This is a genomic window from Micromonospora musae (assembly GCF_003626635.1).
In the GTDB taxonomy this organism is placed as follows: Bacteria; Actinomycetota; Actinomycetes; order Mycobacteriales; family Micromonosporaceae; genus Micromonospora; species Micromonospora musae.
Genome location: NZ_RAZT01000005.1, coordinates 58,806 through 80,985, shown reverse-complemented (window position 1 = coordinate 80,985; position 22,180 = coordinate 58,806). Strand labels below are relative to the sequence as shown.

Annotated in this window: 16 protein-coding genes and 2 pseudogenes; 6 read left to right on the top strand and 12 right to left on the bottom strand. The window is 71.9% G+C overall.

Translation table 11 applies throughout. The features are described 5' to 3' along the window. Positions 1–15: 15 nt before the first annotated feature. Positions 16–2,415 (bottom strand): DNA helicase PcrA, encoded by a 2,400-nt coding sequence (gene pcrA / locus D7044_RS11190; protein ID WP_120688807.1) that lies wholly within the window; start codon positions 2,413–2,415, stop codon positions 16–18. 339 nt (positions 2,416–2,754) lie between these two features. Here pcrA and D7044_RS11185 point away from each other — a divergent pair, with 339 nt between their 5' ends. After that, positions 2,755–3,159: a chorismate mutase gene (locus D7044_RS11185; RefSeq protein ID WP_120679062.1), complete on the top strand. Its 405-nt coding sequence runs from the start codon at positions 2,755–2,757 to the stop codon at positions 3,157–3,159. Between the two features lie 184 nt (positions 3,160–3,343). Here the strand turns inward: D7044_RS11185 and D7044_RS11180 are convergent, their stop codons facing one another. The 5 genes from D7044_RS11180 to D7044_RS11160 form a co-directional block, all read right to left on the bottom strand. After that, the gene (locus D7044_RS11180; RefSeq protein WP_120679060.1) at positions 3,344–4,360 is read right to left on the bottom strand and encodes an ABC transporter ATP-binding protein; all 1,017 of its coding nucleotides are present in this window, start codon (positions 4,358–4,360) and stop codon (positions 3,344–3,346) included. Continuing rightward, complete coding sequence (locus D7044_RS11175) at positions 4,353–5,375, bottom strand: ABC transporter ATP-binding protein (RefSeq protein ID WP_120679058.1); 1,023 nt, start codon at positions 5,373–5,375, stop codon at positions 4,353–4,355. The genes D7044_RS11180 and D7044_RS11175 overlap by 8 nt, the downstream gene beginning before the upstream one ends. 26 nt (positions 5,376–5,401) lie before the next feature. Then, the gene (locus tag D7044_RS11170) at positions 5,402–6,379 is read right to left on the bottom strand and encodes an ABC transporter permease (RefSeq protein ID WP_120679056.1); all 978 of its coding nucleotides are present in this window, start codon (positions 6,377–6,379) and stop codon (positions 5,402–5,404) included. 72 nt (positions 6,380–6,451) lie between these two features. Further along, the gene (locus D7044_RS11165) at positions 6,452–7,378 is read right to left on the bottom strand and encodes an ABC transporter permease (RefSeq protein WP_120679054.1); all 927 of its coding nucleotides are present in this window, start codon (positions 7,376–7,378) and stop codon (positions 6,452–6,454) included. A gap of 138 nt (positions 7,379–7,516) precedes the next feature. After that, positions 7,517–9,154: a peptide ABC transporter substrate-binding protein gene (locus D7044_RS11160; RefSeq protein WP_120679052.1), complete on the bottom strand. Its 1,638-nt coding sequence runs from the start codon at positions 9,152–9,154 to the stop codon at positions 7,517–7,519. Between the two features lie 435 nt (positions 9,155–9,589). Between D7044_RS11160 and D7044_RS11155 the strand changes: the two genes are divergently transcribed. After that, positions 9,590–10,324, top strand: a complete 735-nt coding sequence (locus D7044_RS11155; RefSeq protein WP_199716576.1) for a PIG-L deacetylase family protein — start codon at positions 9,590–9,592, stop codon at positions 10,322–10,324. 14 nt (positions 10,325–10,338) lie between these two features. On the opposite strand, the gene D7044_RS11150 is transcribed toward D7044_RS11155, so the two are convergent. After that, entirely contained in the window at positions 10,339–11,025 is a 687-nt protein-coding gene (locus D7044_RS11150) for a response regulator (RefSeq protein WP_120679050.1), read from the bottom strand. Between the two features lie 2 nt (positions 11,026–11,027). Then, positions 11,028–12,275, bottom strand: coding sequence for an ATP-binding protein (locus D7044_RS11145; RefSeq protein WP_255510747.1), 1,248 nt, complete (start codon positions 12,273–12,275; stop codon positions 11,028–11,030). Positions 12,276–12,475: 200 nt separating this feature from the next. On the opposite strand from D7044_RS11145, the gene D7044_RS11135 reads away from it, so the two are divergent. The 3 genes and pseudogenes from D7044_RS11135 to D7044_RS11125 all read left to right on the top strand — a co-directional run bounded on the left by D7044_RS11135 (position 12,476) and on the right by D7044_RS11125 (position 16,663). Further along, positions 12,476–14,533: a PspC domain-containing protein gene (locus tag D7044_RS11135; RefSeq protein WP_199716575.1), complete on the top strand. Its 2,058-nt coding sequence runs from the start codon at positions 12,476–12,478 to the stop codon at positions 14,531–14,533. Then, a pseudogene (locus D7044_RS11130) lies at positions 14,530–14,745 on the top strand (hypothetical protein); the annotation flags it as partial. The gene D7044_RS11135 and the pseudogene D7044_RS11130, both read left to right, overlap by 4 nt. Positions 14,746–15,409: 664 nt before the next feature. Further along, a complete protein-coding gene (locus tag D7044_RS11125) occupies positions 15,410–16,663 on the top strand; it encodes a phosphatidylserine decarboxylase (RefSeq protein ID WP_120688806.1) in 1,254 nt (417 codons plus the stop codon). A gap of 80 nt (positions 16,664–16,743) precedes the next feature. On the opposite strand, the gene D7044_RS11120 is transcribed toward D7044_RS11125, so the two are convergent. From D7044_RS11120 to D7044_RS11110, 3 genes are all read right to left on the bottom strand, one after another. After that, on the bottom strand, positions 16,744–17,649 hold the full coding sequence (locus D7044_RS11120; RefSeq protein ID WP_233563230.1) for a CDP-alcohol phosphatidyltransferase family protein: 906 nt from the start codon (positions 17,647–17,649) through the stop codon (positions 16,744–16,746). Positions 17,650–18,015: 366 nt separating this feature from the next. Next, on the bottom strand, positions 18,016–18,915 hold the full coding sequence (locus D7044_RS11115; RefSeq protein ID WP_120688805.1) for an NUDIX domain-containing protein: 900 nt from the start codon (positions 18,913–18,915) through the stop codon (positions 18,016–18,018). Between the two features lie 124 nt (positions 18,916–19,039). After that, positions 19,040–19,987 carry an NUDIX domain-containing protein gene (locus tag D7044_RS11110; RefSeq protein ID WP_120679042.1) on the bottom strand — a complete coding sequence of 316 codons (948 nt, stop codon included), beginning with the start codon at positions 19,985–19,987 and terminating at the stop codon, positions 19,040–19,042. A gap of 144 nt (positions 19,988–20,131) precedes the next feature. On the opposite strand from D7044_RS11110, the pseudogene D7044_RS11105 reads away from it, so the two are divergent. Beyond that, a pseudogene (locus D7044_RS11105) lies at positions 20,132–20,464 on the top strand (PspC domain-containing protein); the annotation flags it as partial. An 88-nt stretch (positions 20,465–20,552) separates the two neighbouring features. On the opposite strand, the gene guaA reads toward D7044_RS11105, so the two are convergent. Continuing rightward, complete coding sequence (gene guaA / locus D7044_RS11100; RefSeq protein WP_120679038.1) at positions 20,553–22,106, bottom strand: glutamine-hydrolyzing GMP synthase; 1,554 nt, start codon at positions 22,104–22,106, stop codon at positions 20,553–20,555. Positions 22,107–22,180 lie beyond the last annotated feature (74 nt).

Here is a 22,180-nt window from a genome sequence, read left to right as displayed (position 1 = left end):
GCCGAACCGGCCCGGTCAGATCTTGTCGATCGGGGCGTGCCGCAGCACCAGCCAGAGCGTCTGATCGCCGAAGTCGATCTGCGCGCGGGCGCTGGGGCCCTGCCCCTCGACGACGAGCACTCGCCCCAGCCCGTAACGCTGGTGGTTGACCCGGTCGCCGGCGGCCACCTTCGGCGCCTGCGGCAGCTCGCTCGCCGTGCTCAGCCGGCTGGCGTCCACGCCGAGCCGCCGCGCCAGCTGAGCCGCCTTCGGCGTACCACCGGTGAAGCCGCCGCGCCCGCCGGGCGCGCGGTCCGCGCGGCCGCCGACGCCGCCTCCCCCACCGGCCCACGAGGTGTACGACCCCTCGGTGCGCTCCCAGCGCACCAGTTCCGTCGGCAGCTCTTCGAGGAACCGCGACGGCGGATTGTAGGCCGGCTGCCCCCAGGCCGAACGGGTCACCGCGCGGGAGAGGTAGAGGCGCTGCCGGGCCCGGGTGATCCCGACGTACGCCAGCCGCCGCTCCTCCTCCAACTCGCGGGTGTCACCGAGCGAGCGCAGGTGCGGGAAGACGCCGTCCTCCAGGCCGGTCAGGAAGACCACCGGGAACTCCAGCCCCTTCGCGGTGTGCAGCGTCATCAGGGTGACCACACCCTGATGCTCCGGGTCGTCGGTGGGCACCTGGTCGGCGTCGGCGACGAGCGCGACCTGTTCGAGGAAGCCCGCCAGGGTGGCCCGCTCCCCCTCCTCACCGGTCGCCTCGATCCGCTCGGTGTACTCCCGGGCGACGCTCACCAGTTCCTGGAGGTTGTCGACCCGCCCGGCGTCCTGCGGGTCGATGCTCTCCTCCAGCTCGCTCAGGTAGCCCGAGCGGGTCAGCAGCGCCTCCAGCACCTCCTCCGGGGTGCCGGTCTCGGCCAGCTCGCGGGCACCGTCGAGCAGGGCGACGAAGTCGGCGATGCTGTTCGCGGCGCGGGTGGAGATGCCCGGAGCCTCCTTGGCCCGGCGCAGCGCCGCGCCGAAGGAGATCCGGTCCCGGCCGGCGAGCGCCTCGACGCACGCCTCCGCCCGGTCGCCGATCCCCCGACGCGGGGTGTTCAGGACCCGGCGCAGGCTGACCGTGTCGTCGTCGTTGACCACGGCACGCAGGTAGGCCAGCGCGTCGCGGACCTCCTTGCGCTCGTAGAAGCGCACCCCGCCGACCACCTTGTACGGCAGGCCGACCCGGATGAACACCTCCTCGAAGACGCGGGACTGGGCGTTGGTCCGGTAGAAGACCGCCACGTCGCCGGGGCGGATGTCGGCGTCGTCGACGAGCCGGTCGATCTCCCGGGCCACCCAGTCCGCCTCGGCGTGCTCGGTGTCAGCGACGTAGCCGACGATCTGCTCGCCGTGCCCCGCGTCGCTCCACAGCCGCTTGGGCTTCCGGGAGGTGTTCCGGTCGATGACCGCGTTGGCGGCGTTGAGGATGGTCTGGGTGGAGCGGTAGTTCTGCTCCAGCAGGATCGTCCGGGCGTCGGGGTAGTCCCGCTCGAACTCGAGGATGTTGCGGATGGTCGCGCCCCGGAACGCGTAGATCGACTGGTCGGCGTCACCGACCACGCAGAGCTCGGCCGGCGCCAGCCCCTCGGTACCCGAGACCAACTCCTTGATCAGCACGTACTGGGCGTGGTTGGTGTCCTGGTACTCGTCGACCAGCACGTGCCGGAAGCGGCGGCGGTAGGTCTCCGCGACGTGCGGGTGCGACTGGAACAGGTGCACCGTCGTCATGATCAGGTCGTCGAAGTCGAGCGCGTGGGCCTCGCGCAGCCGACGCTGGTAGAGCGTGTAGGCCTCGGCGAGCGCCCGCTCGTTGGGCCCCTTCGCCCGCGTCGCGAACTCCTCCGGGTCGACCAGCTCGTTCTTCAGGTTGGAGACCTGGGCCGCGAGCCCACGCGCCGGGTAGCGCTTCGGGTCGAGGTCGAGTTCCCGGGTGACCAACTGCATCAGCCGACGGGAGTCGTCCGCGTCGTAGATCGAGAAGGTGGACTTGAGCCCGGCGTGCTCGTGCTCGGCGCGCAGGATCCGTACGCACGCGGAGTGGAAGGTCGACACCCACATGAGCCGGGCCCGCGGGCCGACCAGGGCGGCGACCCGCTCCTTCATCTCGCCGGCGGCCTTGTTGGTGAAGGTGATCGCGATGATCTCCCCCGGGTGCACATCCCGCGCGGCGAGCAGGTGGGCGATCCGGTGGGTGAGCACCCGGGTCTTGCCGGAGCCGGCGCCCGCCACGATCAGCAGGGGCGAGCCGGAGTGGGTGACCGCGTCGCGCTGCGGCCCGTTCAGCCCGGTGAGCAGTTCCTGGGGGTCGAGGCGGCGGCCGGCGGGCCCGGGTCGGTGCGGGCGGGCCGGCTCCGGCGCGGGCGGGGACGCGGGGATGTCGAAGAGAGGATGCATCGCACGGCGAGTCTATGCCGCCGGCCGGACACTCCCCGACCGCGCACGCCCGACCGCTCCGGCGGGAAGGTGGCGGTTCGGCGCTCGCGGCGCCGGACCGGTCGACCCCCCGGCCGCGGTCCGGCTGGTGGGAATCCTTGCGCCCCGGCCTGCGACGTGGGCATACTCGACGACGTGTTCGCTCAGCGCTACTACTTTTACTACGGCACCGGGAGTCCGGCAGCCGTAGGTCGCGCCTGAACGACAGACCTGCGAAACGCCCCGGGCTTCTGGAGCCCGGGGCTTTCTCGTTCCCGGGTTCCGACCACCGGGGCACGACGTCCGAGGGATAAGGCGAAGATGACAGACGTGGTGCAGCAGAACGGCGGCTCGGTGCGGGGCGGCGACGAGGAGCCCGACGAGTCGGCGGGCGGCCCGCCGGCCTCCGCGGACGCGGCGGAGAGTTCGGGGGCCGGGCGGGCCTCGGGTCGGGTGCTGGACGCCGGCACGCAGGAGCCGATGACGGCGGCTCGGATCCGGGAGATCCGCACCCGGATCGACGAGATCGACCAGGCGATCATCGGGCTCTGGCAGGAGCGGGCGGGCCTCTCCCAGGAGGTCGGCGCCATGCGGCGGGCCTCCGGTGGCACCCGGCTGGTGCTCTCCCGCGAGCGCGAGATCCTGGAGCACTTCCGGGCGGCGCTCGGCCCCGACGGCACCCAACTCGCGCTGCTGCTGCTACGCGCCGGCCGCGGCCCGCTCTGACCTCACCCCACCCCGCACCCCCTGCCGCCGCGCCTCGTTGATCATGAGGTTGACGGCTGTTCCGGTGATCGAACAGCCCGTCAAGCCCATGATCAACGGGTCGGAGTTCCCGGGGGCCGGGGGGTGGGAAAGAGAGAACCGCCTGCCGGTGTCGGGGACACCGGCAGGCGGTTCGAGGGGTACGTCAGGCGGCCTCGTGGGTCGCCACGATCTCCCGCTTCTCGGCGAAGTGGCAGGCGCTCGGGTGGTCCGAGCCCGACCGGATCTGCAGCAGCGGCACCTCGCGGGCGCACACCTCCTGCGCCTTCCAGCACCGGGTCCGGAACCGGCAGCCCGACGGCGGGTTGGCCGGCGACGGGACGTCACCGGTCAGCCGGATGATCGCCTTGTGCTCCCGAACGGTCGGGTCCGGCACCGGCACCGCGGAGAGCAGCGCCTGGGTGTACGGGTGGGTCGGCCGCTCGTAGATCTCGTCCTCGGTGCCGACCTCCACGATCTTGCCGAGGTACATGACGGCGACCCGGTTACTCAGGTGCCGCACCACCGAGAGGTCGTGCGCGATGAAGACGTACGAGAGGCCGAACTCGGCCTGGAGCTTCTCCAGCAGGTTCATCACCTGAGCCTGGATCGAGACGTCCAGCGCCGACACCGGCTCGTCGCAGACGATGATCTCCGGACGCAGGGCGAGCGCCCGGGCGATCCCGATGCGCTGCCGCTGACCACCGGAGAACTGGTGCGGGTACCGGTTGATGTGCTCCGGGTTGAGGCCCACCAGGTCGAGGAGTTCCTTGACCTTGCCCCGCCGGCTGCCCTTCGGCGCCACCTCGGGGTGGATCTCGAACGGCTCGCCGATCAGGTCGCCGACCGTCATCCGCGGGTTCAGCGAGGTGTACGGGTCCTGCATCACCAGCTGGATCTGCCGGCGCAGGCGACGCAGCGCCCCACCGGAGAGCTTGGAGATGTCCTGCCCCTTGTAGTGCACGCTGCCGGCGGTCGGCTTCTCCAGGTTCATCAGCACCCGGGCGAGCGTCGACTTGCCGCAGCCGGACTCGCCGACCACGCCCAGCGTCTCGCCCTGACGCAGCTCGAAGGAGACGCCGTCGACCGCCTTGACGTGACCGATGGTCTTCTTGAACACCACGCCGCGGTGGATCGGGTAGTGCTTGACCAGGTCGCGGACCTCGAGGATGTTCTCAGTCACGGTTCACCAGCTCCTCGGCGAAGTGGCAGGCGCTGGCGCGGCCGGCGCCGATCTGCAGCAGCGGCGGCAGCTTCTCCCGGCAGACCGCCTGCGCCATGGGGCAGCGCGGGTTGAACGGGCAACCCGGCGGGATGTTCATCAGGTTCGGCGGGAGGCCCTTGATGGTGCGCAGCTCCTGCCCCTTCTCGTCCAACCGCGGGATCGAGTTGAGCAGGCCCAGGGTGTAGGGGTGCGCCGGCTTCGCGTACAGGTCGTACACGTCGGCTTCCTCGACGATCCGGCCGGCGTACATGACCGCGATCCGGTCCGCGACGTCGGCGACCACGCCGAGGTCGTGGGTGATCAGGATCATGCCCATCTGCCGCTCGCGCTGGAGTTCGGCCAGCAGGTCCATGATCTGGGCCTGCACGGTCACGTCGAGCGCGGTGGTCGGCTCGTCCGCGATCAGCACCTCGGGGTCGAGCGCGAGTGACATGGCGATCATCGCGCGCTGCCGCATACCACCGGAGAACTGGTGCGGATAGTTGCTGAACCGACCCTTGGCGTTCGGGATCTTGACCTGGTCGAGCATCTCGATCGCGCGCTTCTTGGCGTCCGAGCGGCTCATGCCGCGCCGGACCCGGAACTGCTCGGCGATCTGGAAGCCGACGGTGAAGACCGGGTTCAGCGCGGAGAGCGCGTCCTGGAAGATCATCGCGATGCCCTCGCCGCGGATGCGGCGACGCTCCTCGAAGGACATCTTGAGCATGTCCTTGCCGTGGAAGCGCGCCTGCCCGCCGGTGACGAAGCCGGGCGGCGTGTCGAGGATGCCCATGATGGTCTGCGCGGTGACGCTCTTGCCGGAGCCGGACTCGCCGAGCACGGCGAGGGTCTCCCCCGCGTCGACGTGGTACGTGACCCCGTTGATGACCTTGGCGACGCCGTCCCGGGTACGGAACTCCACCCGGAGGTCGTCGACCTCGAGCAGGCGGCCGGCGGGGCGCCCGGAGGCTCCCGCGGCGGACTGCTCGGACACGAGAATGTCGGACAACTGAATCTCCCCTAGCGGAGTTTCGGATCGAGGGCCTCGCGGACGGCCTCACCGAGCATCACGAAGCTCAGCACGGCCGCGACGAGGAACGCGGCGGGGAAGAAGAGCAGGTACGGGGCGACCCGGATCAGGTCCTGCGCCTCGTTGATGATGATGCCCCAGGAGACCACCGGCGACTTCAGCCCGACGCCCAGGAAGGAGAGCGTCGCCTCGGCGCCGATGAAGGAGCCCACCATGATCGTGCCGTACACCAGGATCGGCGCCAGGGTGTTCGGCAGCAGGTGCTTGAGGATGATCCGGCCGTTGCCGGCGCCGAGCGCCCGGGCCGCCACGATGTAGTCGGCCTCCTTGGTGGCGAGCACCGAGGAGCGCATCAGCCGCATCACGACCGGCCAGCTCAGCACGACCAGCGAGGCGATGACGAGGCCCTTGACCTCCCACTCGCTGTTGCTGGTGCCGGAGCCGTTGAAGGTGGTCAGGATGACGATCGCGCCGAGCACGAACGGCAGGCCGAAGAAGACGTCGGCGATCCGGGAGAGCAGGGCGTCCACCCAGCCGCCACGGAAGCCGGCGATCATGCCCATGGTGCCGCCGATCAGCAGCGTGCCGAGGACCGAGAGCAGCGCCACCACGATGGAGGCGTTGGCGCCGTAGATGGTCCGGGCGTAGACGTCGCGACCCTGGATGTCGTAGCCGAACCAGGCGTGCCCGGACGGCTTCTCGAGGCTGCGGCTCAGCTCACCGGCGGTCGGGTCGGCCGAGGTGAAGAGCGAGGGGAAGGCGGCCATCACGACGAAGATCAGGATGAAGACCGCGGAGATCCAGAAGAGCGGCTTGCGCCGCAGGTCGCGCCAGGCGTCGCCGAGCAGGCCGCGGGGCTTCTCCTGCTTGGCGTGCGCGGGCTGCCCGGCGTCGGTCGGGCCGCCGATCTCGGTGGGCTGGTGCGATGGCGGCGCGCCGACGATCGCAGCAGCGGTCGGGTCACTCATGCCGCCACCTCGCTCCGCTCGGTGCCGCCCTGAGCGGCCCGGGACACGGCGTTGATGTTTCGTTCGCTTCGCTCACTCATAGCGGATCCTCGGGTCCAGGGCGGCGTAGAGCAGGTCCACCAGCAGGTTCATCAGGAGATAGACGAGCACCAGGATCACCACGATGGAGACCACGGTGGCGCTCTCCTTGGTGACGATCGACCGGTAGACGATCCGGCCGATGCCGTTGATCTGGAAGATGCCCTCGGTGACGATGGCGCCGCCCATCAGGGCACCGAGGTCGGTGCCGAGCAGGGTTACCACCGGGATCAGCGAGTTGCGCAGCAGGTGCACACCGACGACCCGCCGCATCGGCAGGCCCTTGGCGATCGCGGTACGGACGTAGTCGGAGCGACGGTTCTCCGAGATGCTGGTACGGGCCACCCGGGCGATGTACGCCATCGAGATGCTGCCCAGTACGAAGCCGGGCACTATCAGCTCGGAGAGTCGCATTTCGCTCGACACGGTGGGCTCGACGATGTTCAGCTGAACACCGAGCACCCACTGGAGCACGAAGCCGATGACGAAGATCGGCAGGGCGATCAGGAAGAGCGTGGAGATCAGGACCAGGTTGTCCAGGAAGCCGTTACGACGCAGCCCGGTCACGACACCGGCGGTGAGGCCGATGATCGCCTCGATCGCCAGGGCCACGACCGCCAGCTTCAGCGTGTTCGGGTAGGCCGTGGCGATGATCTCGTTGATCGAGCGGTTGCCGAAGGTCGTGCCGAAGTCCCCCTGGAAAAGGTTCTTCATGTACGTGGCGTACTGCACGTAGAGAGGCTGGTCCAGCTGGAACTTCTCGGTCATCATCGCGACGAATCCCGGCGGGCACGGCCGTTCGCCGCACTTGCCGGCGAACGGGTCGCCGGGTACGGCCCAGACCAGCCAGTAGATCAGGAAGGTCGTTCCGATGAAGACCGGGACGAGTTGGAGCAGCCGTCTCAACAGATAACGGCCCATGGGGTGGTCCTCCAGACAGGGGGCGCGTCGGCGAGCGACACGCTGGTGACGTCGAGGGGTCTTGTGCACCCCTCGTGGAACGGCCCCAGGTCGGGCTCACCTGGTGTGGTGAGCCCGACCTGGGTCAGACCGTACGGATCAGAGCTCGACGGAGGTGATGTCGATCTCGCCGACGTTGGTCAGTTCGACCTTCTTGATCTTGTCCGAGTGGCCCGACTGCTGACCCTGGAAGTAGACCGGGATCGACGGGACATCGGCGTCGATGATCTTGACAGCCTCGGCGAACTTGGCGTGCGCCTCGTCGAGGTTGGCGGCGCCGCTGGCCTCCTTGGCCAGGGTGTCGACCTGCGGGTTGCTGTACAGGCCGTCGTTCGACGAGCCACCCTTGACGTAGAGCGGGTTGACCCAGTTCTCCACGTCCGGGTAGTCCTGCTGCCAACCGGCACGGTACGGGCCGGTCATCTTGTGGGCGTTGATCTGCTGGCGGAAGACCGCGAAGGTCGGGATGCCCTCGGCCCGGGCGTTGATGCCCAGCACGTTCTTCACGCTCTGCGCAACGGCCTCCATCCAGTCCTTGTGGCTGGCGTCGGCGTTGTAGTAGAAGACCATCTCGCCCTGGTAGCCGCTGGACTCCGCGAAGAGCCGCTTGGCCTCGTCGGCGTTGAACTGGCAGGCGGTGCAGTTGCCGGCCACGGCGCCCGGGGTGAGCGGGTTGGCCCAGCTGTCGGCCGGGGTGCGGTTGCCGAAGAAGATCTTGTCGGTGATCTCCTGCCGGTTGACGGCCAGCGAGATGGCCTTACGCAGCTTCGGGTCCTTGAACTTGGCGTCGTACATCGGGAAGGCGATGATGCCCGTGGACGGCGTGGTCGACTGGATCGCCCGCTCGCCCAGGTCGTTCTTCCACTTGTCACCGGCGAGCGCCGAGACCGGGACCTGCTGCTGGAAGTCGAGGTTGCCAGCGAGGAGGTCGTTGTACGCCGCCGTGTCCTCCTGGTAGAGCTTGACGTCGACGTCCTTGATCTTCATCTTGTCGCGCAGCGTGTAGTCGTCGAAGCGCGTCAGCTTGATCGAGACGTCGTCTTCCCACGACACGAACTTCACCGGGCCGTTGCCGACCGGCTTCTTGCCGAACTCCTCCGGCGTCTGGGTGAAGAACACGTCCGGCAGCGGCACGAAGGCGCTGTAGCCGAGCTTGGTGGGGAACACCGCGGTCGGCGCGGCGAGGGTGACCTCGAAGGTGTAGTCGTCGACGACCTTCAGGCCGGTCAGCTCCTTGGCCTTCGGCGGCGGCGCCTTCTGCGGGCCGTCGGCGTCCGGGTCCTCCGACTGCACGTCGGCGAAGCCCTGGATGTCGGCGAAGAAGCTGGAGTTCTGCGCGCCGTTCGGCGAGTAGGCCGCCCAGTTCCAGGCCTTGGTGAAGTTCGCTGCCTTCACCTCGGAGCCGTCGTGGAACTTCAGGCCCTTCTTGATCTTGATCGTGTAGACCTTGGAGTCGGTCGTCTCGATCGACTCGGCAACGGCGTTCTGCGGCGCGCCGCCGTTGTTCGGGTACTCGACCAGCCCGGTCCACAGGTAGTCGATGATCGCGCCACCACCGGTCTCGGTGGTGTTCGCCGGAACCAGGGGAACCTCCGGCTGGGTGCCGTCGATGACGATGGCGCCGTCTGCGGTGTTGCCGGCGTCGCCGCCGTCGTCGCTGCCGGAGCAGCCGGACGCGATGAGCGCGACCGCTGCGCCCAGCGCAACCGCGCCGCTCGTCCGCTTCGAGACTCTCATTCCGAGGGGCCTCCTCTTTCTAACCTGGTTCCGTCGTGGGTATCACGCACGTCTTGGGGGGTGACGCAACGGCGACCTGTTACCGCAGACCGCCGAACACCACTGGGAATTCGGGACACCCCCTGGTGCACCGATCCGCCGGGCCGCCCCACCCGCTCGGGATCGACACCGGGCACGCGTCGCCCCCACGGCGCCGCGGTCCTCAGCGGTGGGCGTGGGGGTCAGGTCGTGCGGGGTGCCTCACACCGGGAGGCGAGGTGCTGCCACTGTGACACCAACCGGCCGGTTCCGTGAAGGTGCCGTTATCAAGACGTTAGTTGGCCGCCACGTTGCCGATACTTGAGAAAAGATCATGAAAAACGCAGCTCATGCCGCTCTGAGCAGGTAAGACCTTGTCCCACCGACACGCCCGTTGCGCGCGTAGTCTCGGCCTCTGTGAGCTTTCCCGCGTCCGCTCCGGCACTCGCCGACGTCCGTCGCGCGCTGGCGGTTTTTGCCCATCCGGATGATGTCGACTTCGCCTGCGCGGGCACGATCGCCGTCTGGAGGGATGAGGGTATCGAGGTCGCCTACCTCATCGTCACCCGGGGGGAGTCGGGCGGCTTCGACGACACCGAACGCGCCGAGATACCCCGGCTGCGGGAAGCGGAGCAGCGGGCCGCCGCCGCGGCGCTCGGTGTCGAACAGGTCGAGCACCTCGACGGCTACCCGGACGGCGCGCTCGCCCCCACCCTGGCGCTACGTCGCGACATCACCGCGGCGATCCGCCGGTTCCGGCCCGACCGGGTGTTGACCCACGCCCCGCTGCGGCGCTGGGAGCAGCTCACCGGGCCGAGTCACCCCGACCACCTGGCCGTCGGCGAGGCCACCACCTGTGCCGTCTACCCCGACGCGCGCAACCGGTTCGCCCATCCGGAGCTGATCGCCGAGGGGCTGGAGCCGTGGGTCGTCCGGGAGGTCTGGTACGCGGGCGGCCCCGCCCCGGACCACGCGGTCGACATCACCGACCGGTTCGACCGCAAGCTGGCGGCGATGCGCGCCCACCGCTCGCAGACCGGACACTTCGAGGTGGAGAGCTGGATCCGGGACCGGCTCACCACCGCCGCGGACAACGCGGGCCTGCCACCCGGTCGCCTCGTCGAGGCGTACACCGTGCTGCGTACCGAGTGAGGAAGAGCCGCCGCTCAGACCAGCCGGCGGTCCGCCGCCCAGCGGGACAGCTCGTACCGGTTGGACATCTGCAGCTTGCGCAGCACATTGGAGACGTGCGTCTCGACCGTCTTGATCGAGATGAACAGCTCCTTGGCGATCTCCTTGTACGCGTACCCCCGGGCGAGGAGCCGGAGCACCTCACGCTCCCGGTTGGTGAGCTGGTCCAGCTCGGGGTCGGCGACCGGGGCGTCCGGCCGGGCCGCGAAGGCGTCGAGCACGAAACCGGCCAGCCGGGGGCTGAACACGGCGTCCCCGTCGGCCACCCGGCGGATCGCCGCGGTCAGCTCGTCCGGGGAGATGGTCTTGGTGACGTAACCCCGCGCCCCGGCCCGGATCAGGCCGATGACGTCCTCGGCGGCGTCCGAGACGCTCAGCGCCAGGAACTTGACCTGCGGGTGGGTACGCCGCATCGCCTCCAGCACCGCGCGCCCGCCCCCGTCGGGCATGTGCACGTCCAACAGGACCACGTCCGGCACGGTCGCGGCGATCCGGTTGACCGCCTCGGCCACCGTGCTCGCCTCACCCACCACCTCGACGTGGGCGCCGAGTTCGGCTCGTACGCCCGCGCGGAACATGGCGTGGTCGTCCACGAGGAACACCCGCAGCCGTTCGGCGCGGACACCCGCCCCGTCGACCGGTTCCATCGGCTGCTCGGCCATCGTCATCTGTCCCTTTCCGCTGTGGACGAGTCCCGGGAGATCGGCAGGATCAACCGGATCTCGGTGCCCTCCCCCGGCGCGGACCGGATCTCGGCCCGCCCGCCGTGCCGACTCATCCGTCCGACGATCGAACCACGTACCCCGTGCCGGTGGTCCTCCACCGTATCCGGGTCGAATCCCTTCCCCCGGTCCCGGACGAAGACGCTGACCTGTTCGGGCTCCACCTCGGCATAGAGCGAGACGGTCTGCACCCCGGCGTGCCGGGCGGCGTTCACCAGCGCCTCGCGGGCGGCGGCGACCAGCGCGCCGACCCGCTCGTCGGTCTCCCGGTCGCCGACCACCACCGCCTCGACGTTGATCGCGAAGGTGTCCTCGACCTCGGCGGCGGCCTGCTCCAACGCGGCCGCGAACCGCTCGGTCGGTGACGCGGTCGGCTTGTAGAGCCAGTTGCGCAGCGACCGCTCCTGACCCCGGGCCAGCCGCTGCACCGTCTTCACGTCGCCGGCGTTGCGCTGGATCAGGGCCAGGGTGTGCAGCACCTGGTCGTGCACCATCGCGGCGAGCTCGGCCCGCTCCTGCTCGCGGATGCGTCCCTCCCGCTCCGAGCGGAGCTGGTTGTACGTCCGCCACAGCACCGGCGCGGCGACCACGCCCACCCCGGCGAGGCCGACCAGCGCGAAGATGACGCCGTTGATCACCGCGTCGAGGTTCTGGGCCGGGGAGTAGACGGCGGCGACCCCGATGATGCCGACCGCGACCAGCACCCCGCCACCGATGAAGCGGAGCACGAACGCCCGCCGGTCGCTCTCCTCGACCACGGCGCCGAGCCACGGCACCGGCAGGGACTCGCCCCACCGCCGACGCCGCTCGGGCGCCGACTGGTGCCAGATCACCCCCGCGCCCACCGCGATGATCGCCACCAGCCAGCCGGCGGTGCCGGCCGCGCCGATCGAGTCGAAGACCATCACCTGGACCAGCAGGACACCGAGCCCGATCGCCACGAACGGCAACAGCTGCGCCACGTCACGACGCGGCGGCACGCCGGTGTCACCGGGTCGCAGCGGCACCACCGCCCAGAAGGCCGCGTAGAGCAGCAGGCCGAGCCCGCTCAGCCCGAGCAGGACCATGAAGGCCACCCGTACCCGCAGCACCGAGATGCCGAGATGTTCGGCGATACCGGCGGCCACCCCGGCGGCCATCCGGTGCTCCGGGGCGCGGTAGAGGCGCGGTGGCGGGCTGACGCTGCTGATCGGAGGCTCCCTCGTCGCGGCGACGGCGCCGGGCCGTGGCGGTGCGGCCGGCACCTGACGGTGGTACCGCTCGATCGTCACACGCTGCGACGGGTCTCGACCACGGGGACGCCCCCGACATTCCCGCCCCGGGATCTCAGGGTGCCGTCAGGGTCGGCTCCTGAGGTCACTCGGGCGGGTGAAGCAGCAGGATCGGAAGCATGACCGAGGAAGCTGCCCAGTCGCCCCGCGCAGGGGTGGCACCGCCGGGCGGAGCGACGCCTCCGCCCGCCTCCCCCGGCTGGACGGGACCCGCACCGGACGGCCCGCCGCCCGGCGCGGGCCCCGCGCCCGGACCGACGGACGCCGGGTCGGGACCGGCCTGGTACGGACCGGGTCCGGAGACGGCCGGCGCCGGCCCCACCCCGGGCTTCGGCCCGGGCGGCACCGGTCCGGCCTTCGGGCCCGGAGGCGGCGGCACCGGGCCGGCCTCCGGATTCGGTGGCGGCGGCACCGGGCCGGCCTCCGGATTCGGTGGCGGCGGCACCGGGCCGGCCTCCGGATTCGGTGGCGGCGGCACCGGGCCGGCCTCCGGATTCGGTGGCGGCGGCACCGGTCCGGCCTTCGGGTCAGGAGGCGGCGACCCCGGTCCGGCCTTCGGGTTCGCCGGCGGCGGGGGCGGGGGCGGGGGCGGGGGTACCCCGCCGCCACCGCCGGGCGGCCCGGGTGGCGCGGCCGGTGGCCCCCCGCCCGGCGCGTTCGGATTCACCACGCGGTACGGGCTGGTCCGCCCGCGCGACGGGCGCTACCTGGCCGGTGTCTGCGCCGCCATCGGGCGCGCCACCAACACCGACCCGGTGCTCTGGCGGGTGCTCCTCGCGGTGCTCGGCTTCTTCGGCGGGGTCGGCATCCTGGTCTACATCGCCGCGTGGCTGATCATCCCCGGCGAGGGCGACACCGCGTCACCGATCGAGTCGATGCTCGGCCGCGGCCGGTCCAGCATGTCGCCGGTCACCGTGATCGTGCTCGGCATCGTCGCGGCCGTCGGCTTCGGCTACATCGTCACCGACGCCTTCCGCGCGGTGCTGCTCGGCGCGGCCATCCTGATCGGTGGGGCGCTGCTGTTGAACCGCGGGCACCGACGCTCCCAGCCCGCCCCGGCCGGGCCACCACCCGCGCCGCCCGGCCCGGTGCCCCCGGTCAGCTACCCCGCGCCGACCCAGTACGCCGCACCACCCACCGCCGACCTGAGCGCCATGCCCGGCGCGCCCGCGCCCGGGGTCGGCCCGCAGCCCCAGCCCTCGCCGGGGCCGGAGGCCCGGGAGGTGATCGCTCCGCACGGGGGGAGCGCTCCCCAGCCCCAGGCCGGCGCACCGGTCTCCGGGCAGCCCGCCGACCGCACCGCCGAGCTGCCCAGCTGGCCGCCGGCCCAGCCGACCGCACCCCAGTGGGGGGCCCCGGGGGCACCCGGCTGGCCGGCGCCGACCGGGCCCGCGTCCGACCCCTTCGGCGGGGGCCAGCCGGGCGGCGGGCACACCCCCACCGCTCCGATGCCGCCGACCGGCTACCGTCCGCCGTTCGCCCCGCACGGCCCGTACGCGACCCAGTCCCCGGGTGCCGCTCCGCCGGCGAAGCCACCGAAACCGCCGAAGCCACCGAAGCGCCCGAAGGAGCGCTCGGCGCTCGGCGCGGTGACCTTCTCCCTGATCTTCCTGGCGCTCGGCCTGGTCGTCATCCTCGACCTGCTCAACGTCTTCGACGTCGGCGCGTCGGCATACTTCGCCGCGGCGCTGGCCACCATCGGGGTCGGGCTGCTGGTCGGCACCTGGTTCGGCCGGGCCCGCTGGCTGATCGCGCTCGGTCTGGTGACCGCCGCCGCGCTCGCCGTGGCGACGGTGGCCGAGTCGTACGACCGGTTCCGGGGCGTCGACGGCGCGGTGACCTGGGCTCCGTCGAGCTACCAGGACCTCGCCACGCGCTACGAGAACAGCTTCGGTGACGCGGTGCTGGACCTGCGTTCGGTCGACTTCGCCGGGCACAACGCCGAGATCACCGTCTCGGTGAACTTCGGACAGGGCACGGTCGTGGTGCCGCAGAACGTCGACGTGACCACGGTGACCGACGTCAACGCCGGCGACGCGACAGTCTTCGGGCAACACCAAGCCGGGGCAGCCGGCGGATCCCGGGAGTTCAGCGACCTCGGCGCGGACGGCGCCGGCGGCGGCACCCTGCGCCTCTTCGTCCACATCAATGCCGGAAGCCTGGTGGTGACCCGATGAAGGCGCACCGTACCGATCTCGTCTCCTTCGCCTTCGGGCTGCTCTTCCTGGCGCTCGCCGCCTGGTGGCTCTCCGGCAAGATCCTCGGGCTCGCCCTACCCCCGGTCGGCTGGTTCCTCGCCGGCGGGCTGATCCTGATCGGGGTCTTCGGTCTGGTGGGCGCGCTCCGCTCGGGCCGGCACGCCGACCGGGAGGTGGCCCCGGCCGACGCCCAACCGGCCCCGGACGTGACCGCGGCCGAGCGGGCGAGCGCGCCGGCCGCCGGGGAGCCGCGGGCCGACCTTCCGGCCACCGGAGTGAACCCCGGATGGCACCCGGACCAGCCCGTCTCCGGCGGGATCCTCCCCGGCTGGGAGCCGGACCAGCCGGCCACCGGCGCGATCCATCCGGCCTGGCAGGTGGACCGCACGGCCGAGATCCGGCCGGACGACGACGGGCGACCGGCGGACCCGGCCACGATTGCCCTCGACCGGGCGGAGGTCAGCACGACCACCATCGATCAGACGGCTGCCGGTCCCGACCGGGGGGACGGCGTCGACGAGCGGCCGACCGGGACTGTCGTCGGCGGGCCGGCCGAGCAGCGGTCGGGCGGTGGCCCGGAGGGCGTGGGCGCTCCCGGGTCGACTCGCCCCGACGACGGGGACGACCCGCGGCGTTGACCTGGGGTCTGTTTCATAAGGTTCGGGCGAGCCTTGTGAAACAGACCCTCGGCCCGGCGGGGAGGGTGCTCGACCCGGCCCCTCGGCGGCGGTGCGATCGGCACGCGGGGACGCCTATGCTGGCCGATGGAGTTTCCGCCTTCGTGGGTCGATCCCACCCCGCCGCGGCGGCCCGTCCCGCGCTTGCCGTGTCTACCCCGTCAGGAGCCCGTCCGACATGACCCAGTCCCCCGCCGTGCGTACCCCCGGCCGGCCCGGTCCGGTCCGCATCGGCGAGCGAGCCGCCCGTACCCTCGTCACCGAGCTCGCCCGGCTCAACGACTCGAAGGCCGCGCTGCTGGTCGGCGTGAACCCGCAGTCCGCGGTGCTGGCCGCGGCGATCGAGGCGTTGCTGCCCGGTGACCGGCTCACCGTGGTGGCCGCCGAGGGAGGGTCCACCGCCGCCCTGCGCGAACACGTCACCGCCCAGGGTCGGTGGGTCGCCGACCGGGTCCGGGTGGTCGACTCCCTCACCGAGGCCGACCCCGCCGAGGTGGTGATCGCGGCCGAGCCGCTGCTCGGCACCGCCGACGAGACCCGGACCACGATCGAGACCCTCACCAAGTACCTCAACGCCGGGGCGGTGCTCAGCGTGGCGACCGCCGCCGGGCCGGGCCGGACCCTGGGCGCGGCGGCGGAGCTCGAGCGGCAGAGCGCCCTGCACGGCGTCGGCGTCGACCTGGTGCTGCGCAACTCGCCGCCGGTACGTCTGCACCGGCTCCGGTTCAGCCCGGCGAGCCCGGCCACGGCGGATCGGCTCGCCGCCGCGCACCGGCCGTCGAGCGTGCCGCTGACCCGGACCATGCACATCGATTCCAACGGGGTCGCGGCGGCCGGAATCAGCCTCGGTCTGGCCGCGCTGGCCCGGCTGACCCGGCCGAAGTCGAAGCTCTGGCTGTTGCCGGCCCTCGCCGCCGCACCGGTCGCCGCGTTCTTCCGCGACCCGGAGCGGGACGTGCCCGAGGACCCGGCGGCGGTGGTGGCCGCCGCGGACGGCCAGGTGCTGTCGGTGCAGCGCCTGCACGACGAGCGCTTCGGCGACGGCGAGTGGCTGCGCGTCGCGGTCTTCCTGTCGGTGCTCGACGTGCACGTCAACCGTGCTCCGGTGGCCGGCAAGGTGGTCGACTACTTCGTGGCCGACGGCGGGTTCGTCAACGCCATGAAGCCGGACGCCGAGCACAACGTGGCCGCGTACACGGTGCTGGACACGGTGCACGGCACGGTGGTGGTGGCGCAGCGCACCGGCCTGATCGCCCGTCGGATCGTGCAGCGGGTGCCCATCGGGTCGCTGCTGGCCAAGGGCGAGCGCTTCGGGCTGATCCGGTTCGGCTCGCGTACCGACGTCTACCTGCCGGCCGATGCGGCGGAGCCGCTCGTCGGCCCCGGCGACAAGGTGGTCGGTGGCACGACGGTGATCGCCCGCTGGCTCTGAGCCGAACGACGAGAAGAGGCGCCGCGGATCGCGGCGCCTCTCTCTTTTCCGGTACGGGGTGTGGCGGCGCTTGCGCCCGGTCAGGCGGCTCGCCGCTGGCGCAGCCAGAGCACCGGCCCGCTGACCAGGTAGCCCACCACGATCAGGGCGAAGGTGAGCCGGATGTCGACCAGCGCGCCGATCACCGGGGCGAGCCACAGCCACGGCGGCAGCTTCACCAGCCGGGCGAGCTTGGCGTACGGGAAGCTGGACACCATCGCGAAGGCCAGCAACGCCACCCCGGCCAGGAGGACCGGACCGGGTACGGGCAACCCGATGGCCACGGTCACCGCGAGCACGGCCGCGGCCATGGTGGTGGGCACGCCGCAGAAGAATCGGCCGTCCTTGGGGCTGACGTTGAACCGGGCGAGCCGGATCGCGGCGCAGGCCGCGACGAGCGCGCACGCGACGGCCGCGGCGGCGGTCGACACGGAGCCGGCGAGCGAAGCATAGACGACCACCGGCGCGGCGAGGCCGAACGAGCACATGTCGGCCAGCGAGTCCATCTGCGCGCCGAACGGGCTGGCCACGCCGAGTTTGCGGGCCAGCGCCCCGTCGAGACCGTCGAACGCGACGCAGGCGATGAGGGAGAGCGCGGCGATGCGCACCTCGCCCTGCATGGCCAGGAAGATGGCGAGCATGCCGAGGGTCAGGCTGCTCAGCGTGCACGCGTTGACCAATGCGAACTTCACCCGGCGGGTGACGGTGCGCTCGCCGGGGAGCAGCGGGATCGACCCGGCCGCCGTGTCGTCGGGCGCGGTCACCGGTGGCAGCGCCGGGCTGATCGGCGGCAGCGCCGGGCTGACCGGCATGACCGACTCGACCTGTGCCCGGCTGAACCGGTCCAGCCCGTAGCGGCGACGACGGCTGCGGTAGCGGGGCTCGACCAGAGCGGTTTCGGTGCCTGTGGTCAGCTCGCCGTCACGCCGGCCCACCCGGACCAGCAGAACCTGCCGGGCGAACGCGCCGCTGCGGCGGAGCCGGCCCGCCCAGCGACGCCCTGCGGGGCGCGGACTGTCAGTCGTACGACGCCGGCGCCATGGGGCTCTCGGCACGCTTCCTCCATCACCGGATGAGTCTTCGGGACGTGCATCCGGCTGTCTCGTACCGGACCACTCTCGGCCCGGCAGCCGTTGTGCGGAGTACACCATTACACAGGGAACGGCGCTTGGCGATAGCTGTCGGCGGGCTTATATCTCCATATACCGCTCAGACGGCTCTCTCGTTCGCATCCCGGGCCTCATCGCCCGTTATCCATCATTCCCTACCTCGACTGTAGCCCAACGGGCCCGAACCGGCTCGGGCGGTGCGGCTTATCCGACTCGCTGTCCGGTCGCCCAGGCAGCGACGTCCGTCAACGGCAGGTCGTCGAGTTGGTCGGCCGTGAACCAGGCCGCGCGGGCCGTCGAGCCGCCGGCCGCCTCGGTGACCCGGGCCTCGGTGGGCGTCTCGACCACCACCCGGTAGATCACCCGTACCCCGTGCCAGTCGAGCGGGCGCCCCTCGGGCCCGAACGCGGCCGGGTTGTGCAGGTTGTCCACGCCCATCAGCTCGATCACCCGGCCGAGCTGCCCGGCCTCCTCGACCAGTTCGCGCAGGAGCGCGGGCTCGGGCTGTTCACCGTGGTCCGTGCCGCCGCCGGGCAGGTGCCACAGCCCGGCGCCGGGATACCCCTCGGCGATCATCGTGAGCAGCACCCGCCCCTGCGGGTCGGTGACCAGCCCGTACGCGGCGAAGCGCAGCCGGCGGTCGCCGAGCGGCGGGAAGGAGGAGGGTCCCGCGTGCCCCGCGGGCAACGGGGAGACCGGCAGGCCGAGCAGCTCGGCGGTGAACGGCGCCAGCGGCACCGCCGCCGCCTCCCGCGGCGTGAACCAGCGGGCCGAGTCGGTCACCCCCGCCGGCCCGTCGCGCAGCGCTCCCCCGGTGACGGCCAGGTCGAAGGCGAGCCGATCGGTGTGCAGTGACACGTCCGCGTCGGGGAACGGGACGACGTCCGCGAGCACCGCGCGCAGTCGGGTCACCTCGACGGTCAGCCCGGTCTCCTCGCCCACCTCGCGGAGCACGGCGTGCGCGGGGTGTTCGCCGTGCGGCACGACGCCACCGGGCAGGTGCCAGACCGCCGGGAATTGGGCGGCGGCGGAGCCGCGTACGAGCAACACCCGCCCGTCGTCGCGGCAGAGCCCGTACGCACCCACCTGCCGCCGCTGCTGCATCCCGTGGCCCCCGCCCGCGTCCCAGTCCGGTCGATCATGAAGTTATCGCCGTCCATCCCGGCGTGTCCCGACAATAACCTCATGATCACCACAGGCCGGGCGGAGGTGGGGGTGGGAGTAGGGGTCAGGTGAGGTGGGCGGCTTGGACGGCTTCGGCGGTGACCTCGGTGAGGCGTTCGGCCGGCAGGGCGCCCAGCTCGGCGGGGGCGAACCAGCGGGCCTCGCTGGTGGAACCGCCGACGTCGGCGACGGTGGGCGGGGCGGGCCGGTCGACCACCACCCGGTAGAAGGCGCGTACGCCGTGCCAGTCGATCGGGTAGCCCTCCGGGCCGAGCGAGGCGGCGTCCCGGTGACTGGCCACGCCGAGCAGCTCGACGAGCCGCCCGTCCTGCCCGGTCTCCTCCACCAGCTCACGGATGAGCGCCGCGCCGGGCTGCTCCCCGTAGTCGGTGCCGCCGCCGGGCAGGTGCCAGCAGCCGGCGCCGGGGTAGCCGTCGGCGACGCGGGTGAGCAGGACGCGGCCCTCGGGGTCGGTGCAGACCGCGTACGCGGCGAAGCGCTGCGCCCGGTGCAGCCCGTCCGGCCCGGGCACCGCGTAGAAGGAGGGGAACTCGGGCGGCTCGTCCGGAACCACGTCGCCCGAGGACGCGGGCAGGCCGAGGGCGCGCGAGGTGAACGAGCGCAGCGGCAGCTCGGCGGCCTCCTCCCGGGTGAACCACCGGGCCAGGTCGGTCGGCCGATCGACCCGGTCGGTGAGGGTCCCGCCCCGCACCGACACCTGGTAGATGAGCCGGTCGGTGTGGATCGTGATGCCCCGCTCGGGCAGCGCCCGCATGTCCGCCAGCACGTCCTGCAGCCCGGTCACGGAGACCGACAACCCCGTCTCGGCCGCCGTCTCCCGGACCACCGTGTGGTTGGGATCCTCGCCGTGGTCGACCGCGCCGCCGGGCAGCGACCATCGGCCGGGGGTGCCGGAGCGTGGGGAGGCACGAACCAGGAGAACCCGGCCAGCCGAATCGGCACAAACTGCGTATGCCGCGATCCTGCGGAGCGGCGTCAGCGCGGTGGTCACGGAAAAAAATTCTCCCTCGGGCGGGTTACCGGCATCGAAAAGAGTCAGATTGCTGACACAGGGCTCGCGACTCAGGGAGCGGTCAGGGTAAGGATCCGGGCGCTCACCGAGGTCGCCGCCGCAGCCGACGCGGAGGGTGGAGACATGACAACCAACACCCCTCCCCAGGCCCCGTACAAGCAGCTCCGGCGCCCCACCACCGACCGCATGGTCGCCGGTGTCGCCAGTGGCGTCGGTCGCTACCTCGGCGTCGACCCCACCATGATCCGGGTGCTCTTCGCGGTCGCCGTCCTGCTCACCGGCGGGCTGGCGCTGCTCGCGTACCCGGTCATGTGGTTCCTGATGCCGGAGGAGCCGCCCGGCGCCCCCGCCTGGCCGCACCCCGCGGGTGCCGCGCCGCAGCCTCCGCCGCCGACCACCACGGCGACGAGCCGGCCGGGGTACGCCCCGACGCCGCCCTACTACCCGCCGGCGGCGCCCGCCGAGCCCGTCGGCACCGCGCCGCAGGCGACGGCGCCGGTCCCGCCGAGCGGGCCCGTACCGCCGACCGCGGGCTGAGCGCCGCTCACTCCCACTCGATGGTGCCCGGCGGCTTGCTGGTCACGTCCAGCACCACCCGGTTGACCTCGGCCACCTCGTTGGTGATCCGGGTCGAGATCCGCGCGATCACGTCGTAGGGCAGCCGGGACCAGTCGGCCGTCATCGCGTCCTCGCTGGAGACCGGGCGCAGCACCACGGGATGCCCGTAGCTGCGCCCGTCGCCCTGCACCCCGACGCTGCGTACGTCGGCCAGGAGCACCACCGGGAACTGCCACACGTCCCGGTCCAGGCCGGCGGCGGTCAACTCCTGGCGGGCGATCAGGTCGGCCTTGCGGAGCAGCGCGAGCCGCTCCTCGTCGACCGCACCGATGATCCGGATCGCCAGCCCCGGGCCGGGGAACGGGTGACGCCAGACCATCTCCTCCGGCAGCCCCAGCTGGAGCCCGAGGGTGCGGACCTCGTCCTTGAAGAGCGCGCGCAACGGCTCGACCAGCGCGAACTTCAGGTCCTCCGGCAGGCCGCCGACGTTGTGGTGGCTCTTGATGTTGGCGGTGCCGGTGCCGCCACCGGACTCGACGACGTCCGGGTAGAGGGTGCCCTGCACCAGGAACTCGACGTCACCGTGCGCGGCGATCTCCCGGGCGGCGGCCTCGAAGACCCGGATGAACTCCCGGCCGATGATCTTGCGCTTCTGCTCGGGGTCGGTCACCCCGGCGAGCGCGCCCAGGAACCGGTCCCGCGCGTCGACCACCTTGAGCTTGATGCCGGTCGCCGCCACGTAGTCCTTCTCGACCTGCTCGGCCTCGCCGGCCCGGAGCAGACCGTGGTCGACGAAGACACAGGTCAACTGGTCGCCGACGGCCTTGTGCACGAGCGCCGCCGCGACGGCCGAGTCGACGCCACCGCTGAGGCCGCAGATGACCTCCTTCTCGCCGACCTGCTCGCGGATCCGGGCGACCTGCTCGTCGATGATGTTCTCCGGCGTCCAGGTGGGCTCGATGCCGGCGATCTCGTAGAGGAACCGGGTGAGCATCTCCTGGCCGTGCGCGGTGTGCCCGACCTCCGGGTGGAACTGCACGCCGGCCCGCCGCCCGACGAGGTCCTCGAAGGCGGCGACCGGCGCGCCGGCGGACTCGGCGGTCACCGTGAAGCCGGCCGGCGCCTCCGTGACGCAGTCGCCGTGGCTCATCCAGACCGGCAGGTCCGCGGGGAGATCCTTGAGCAGCACGCCCGCCTCCGGGCGGGCCTGCAACGGGGTGCCGCCGTACTCGCGGTTGCCGGTGTGCGCCACCGTGCCGCCGAGCGCCTGGGCCATGGCCTGGAAGCCGTAGCAGATGCCGAAGACCGGCACTCCGGCGGTGAACATGCCGGCGTCGACCTGCGGGGCACCCGGCGCGTAGACGCTGGCCGGGCCGCCGGAGAGGATGATCGCTGCCGGGTTCTTCGCCAGCATCTCGGCGACCGGCATGGTGTGCGGGACGATCTCGGAATAGACCTTCGCCTCGCGTACCCGGCGCGCGATGAGCTGGGCGTACTGGGCTCCGAAGTCCACCACGAGGACGGGGCGAGGCGTGCTCATGTGGAGAAAGCCTACCTACTGTTCCGGCCGCCCCCGGCTGCGCCCCGCGGTCGCCCCGGACGTCCCCTTTTCGG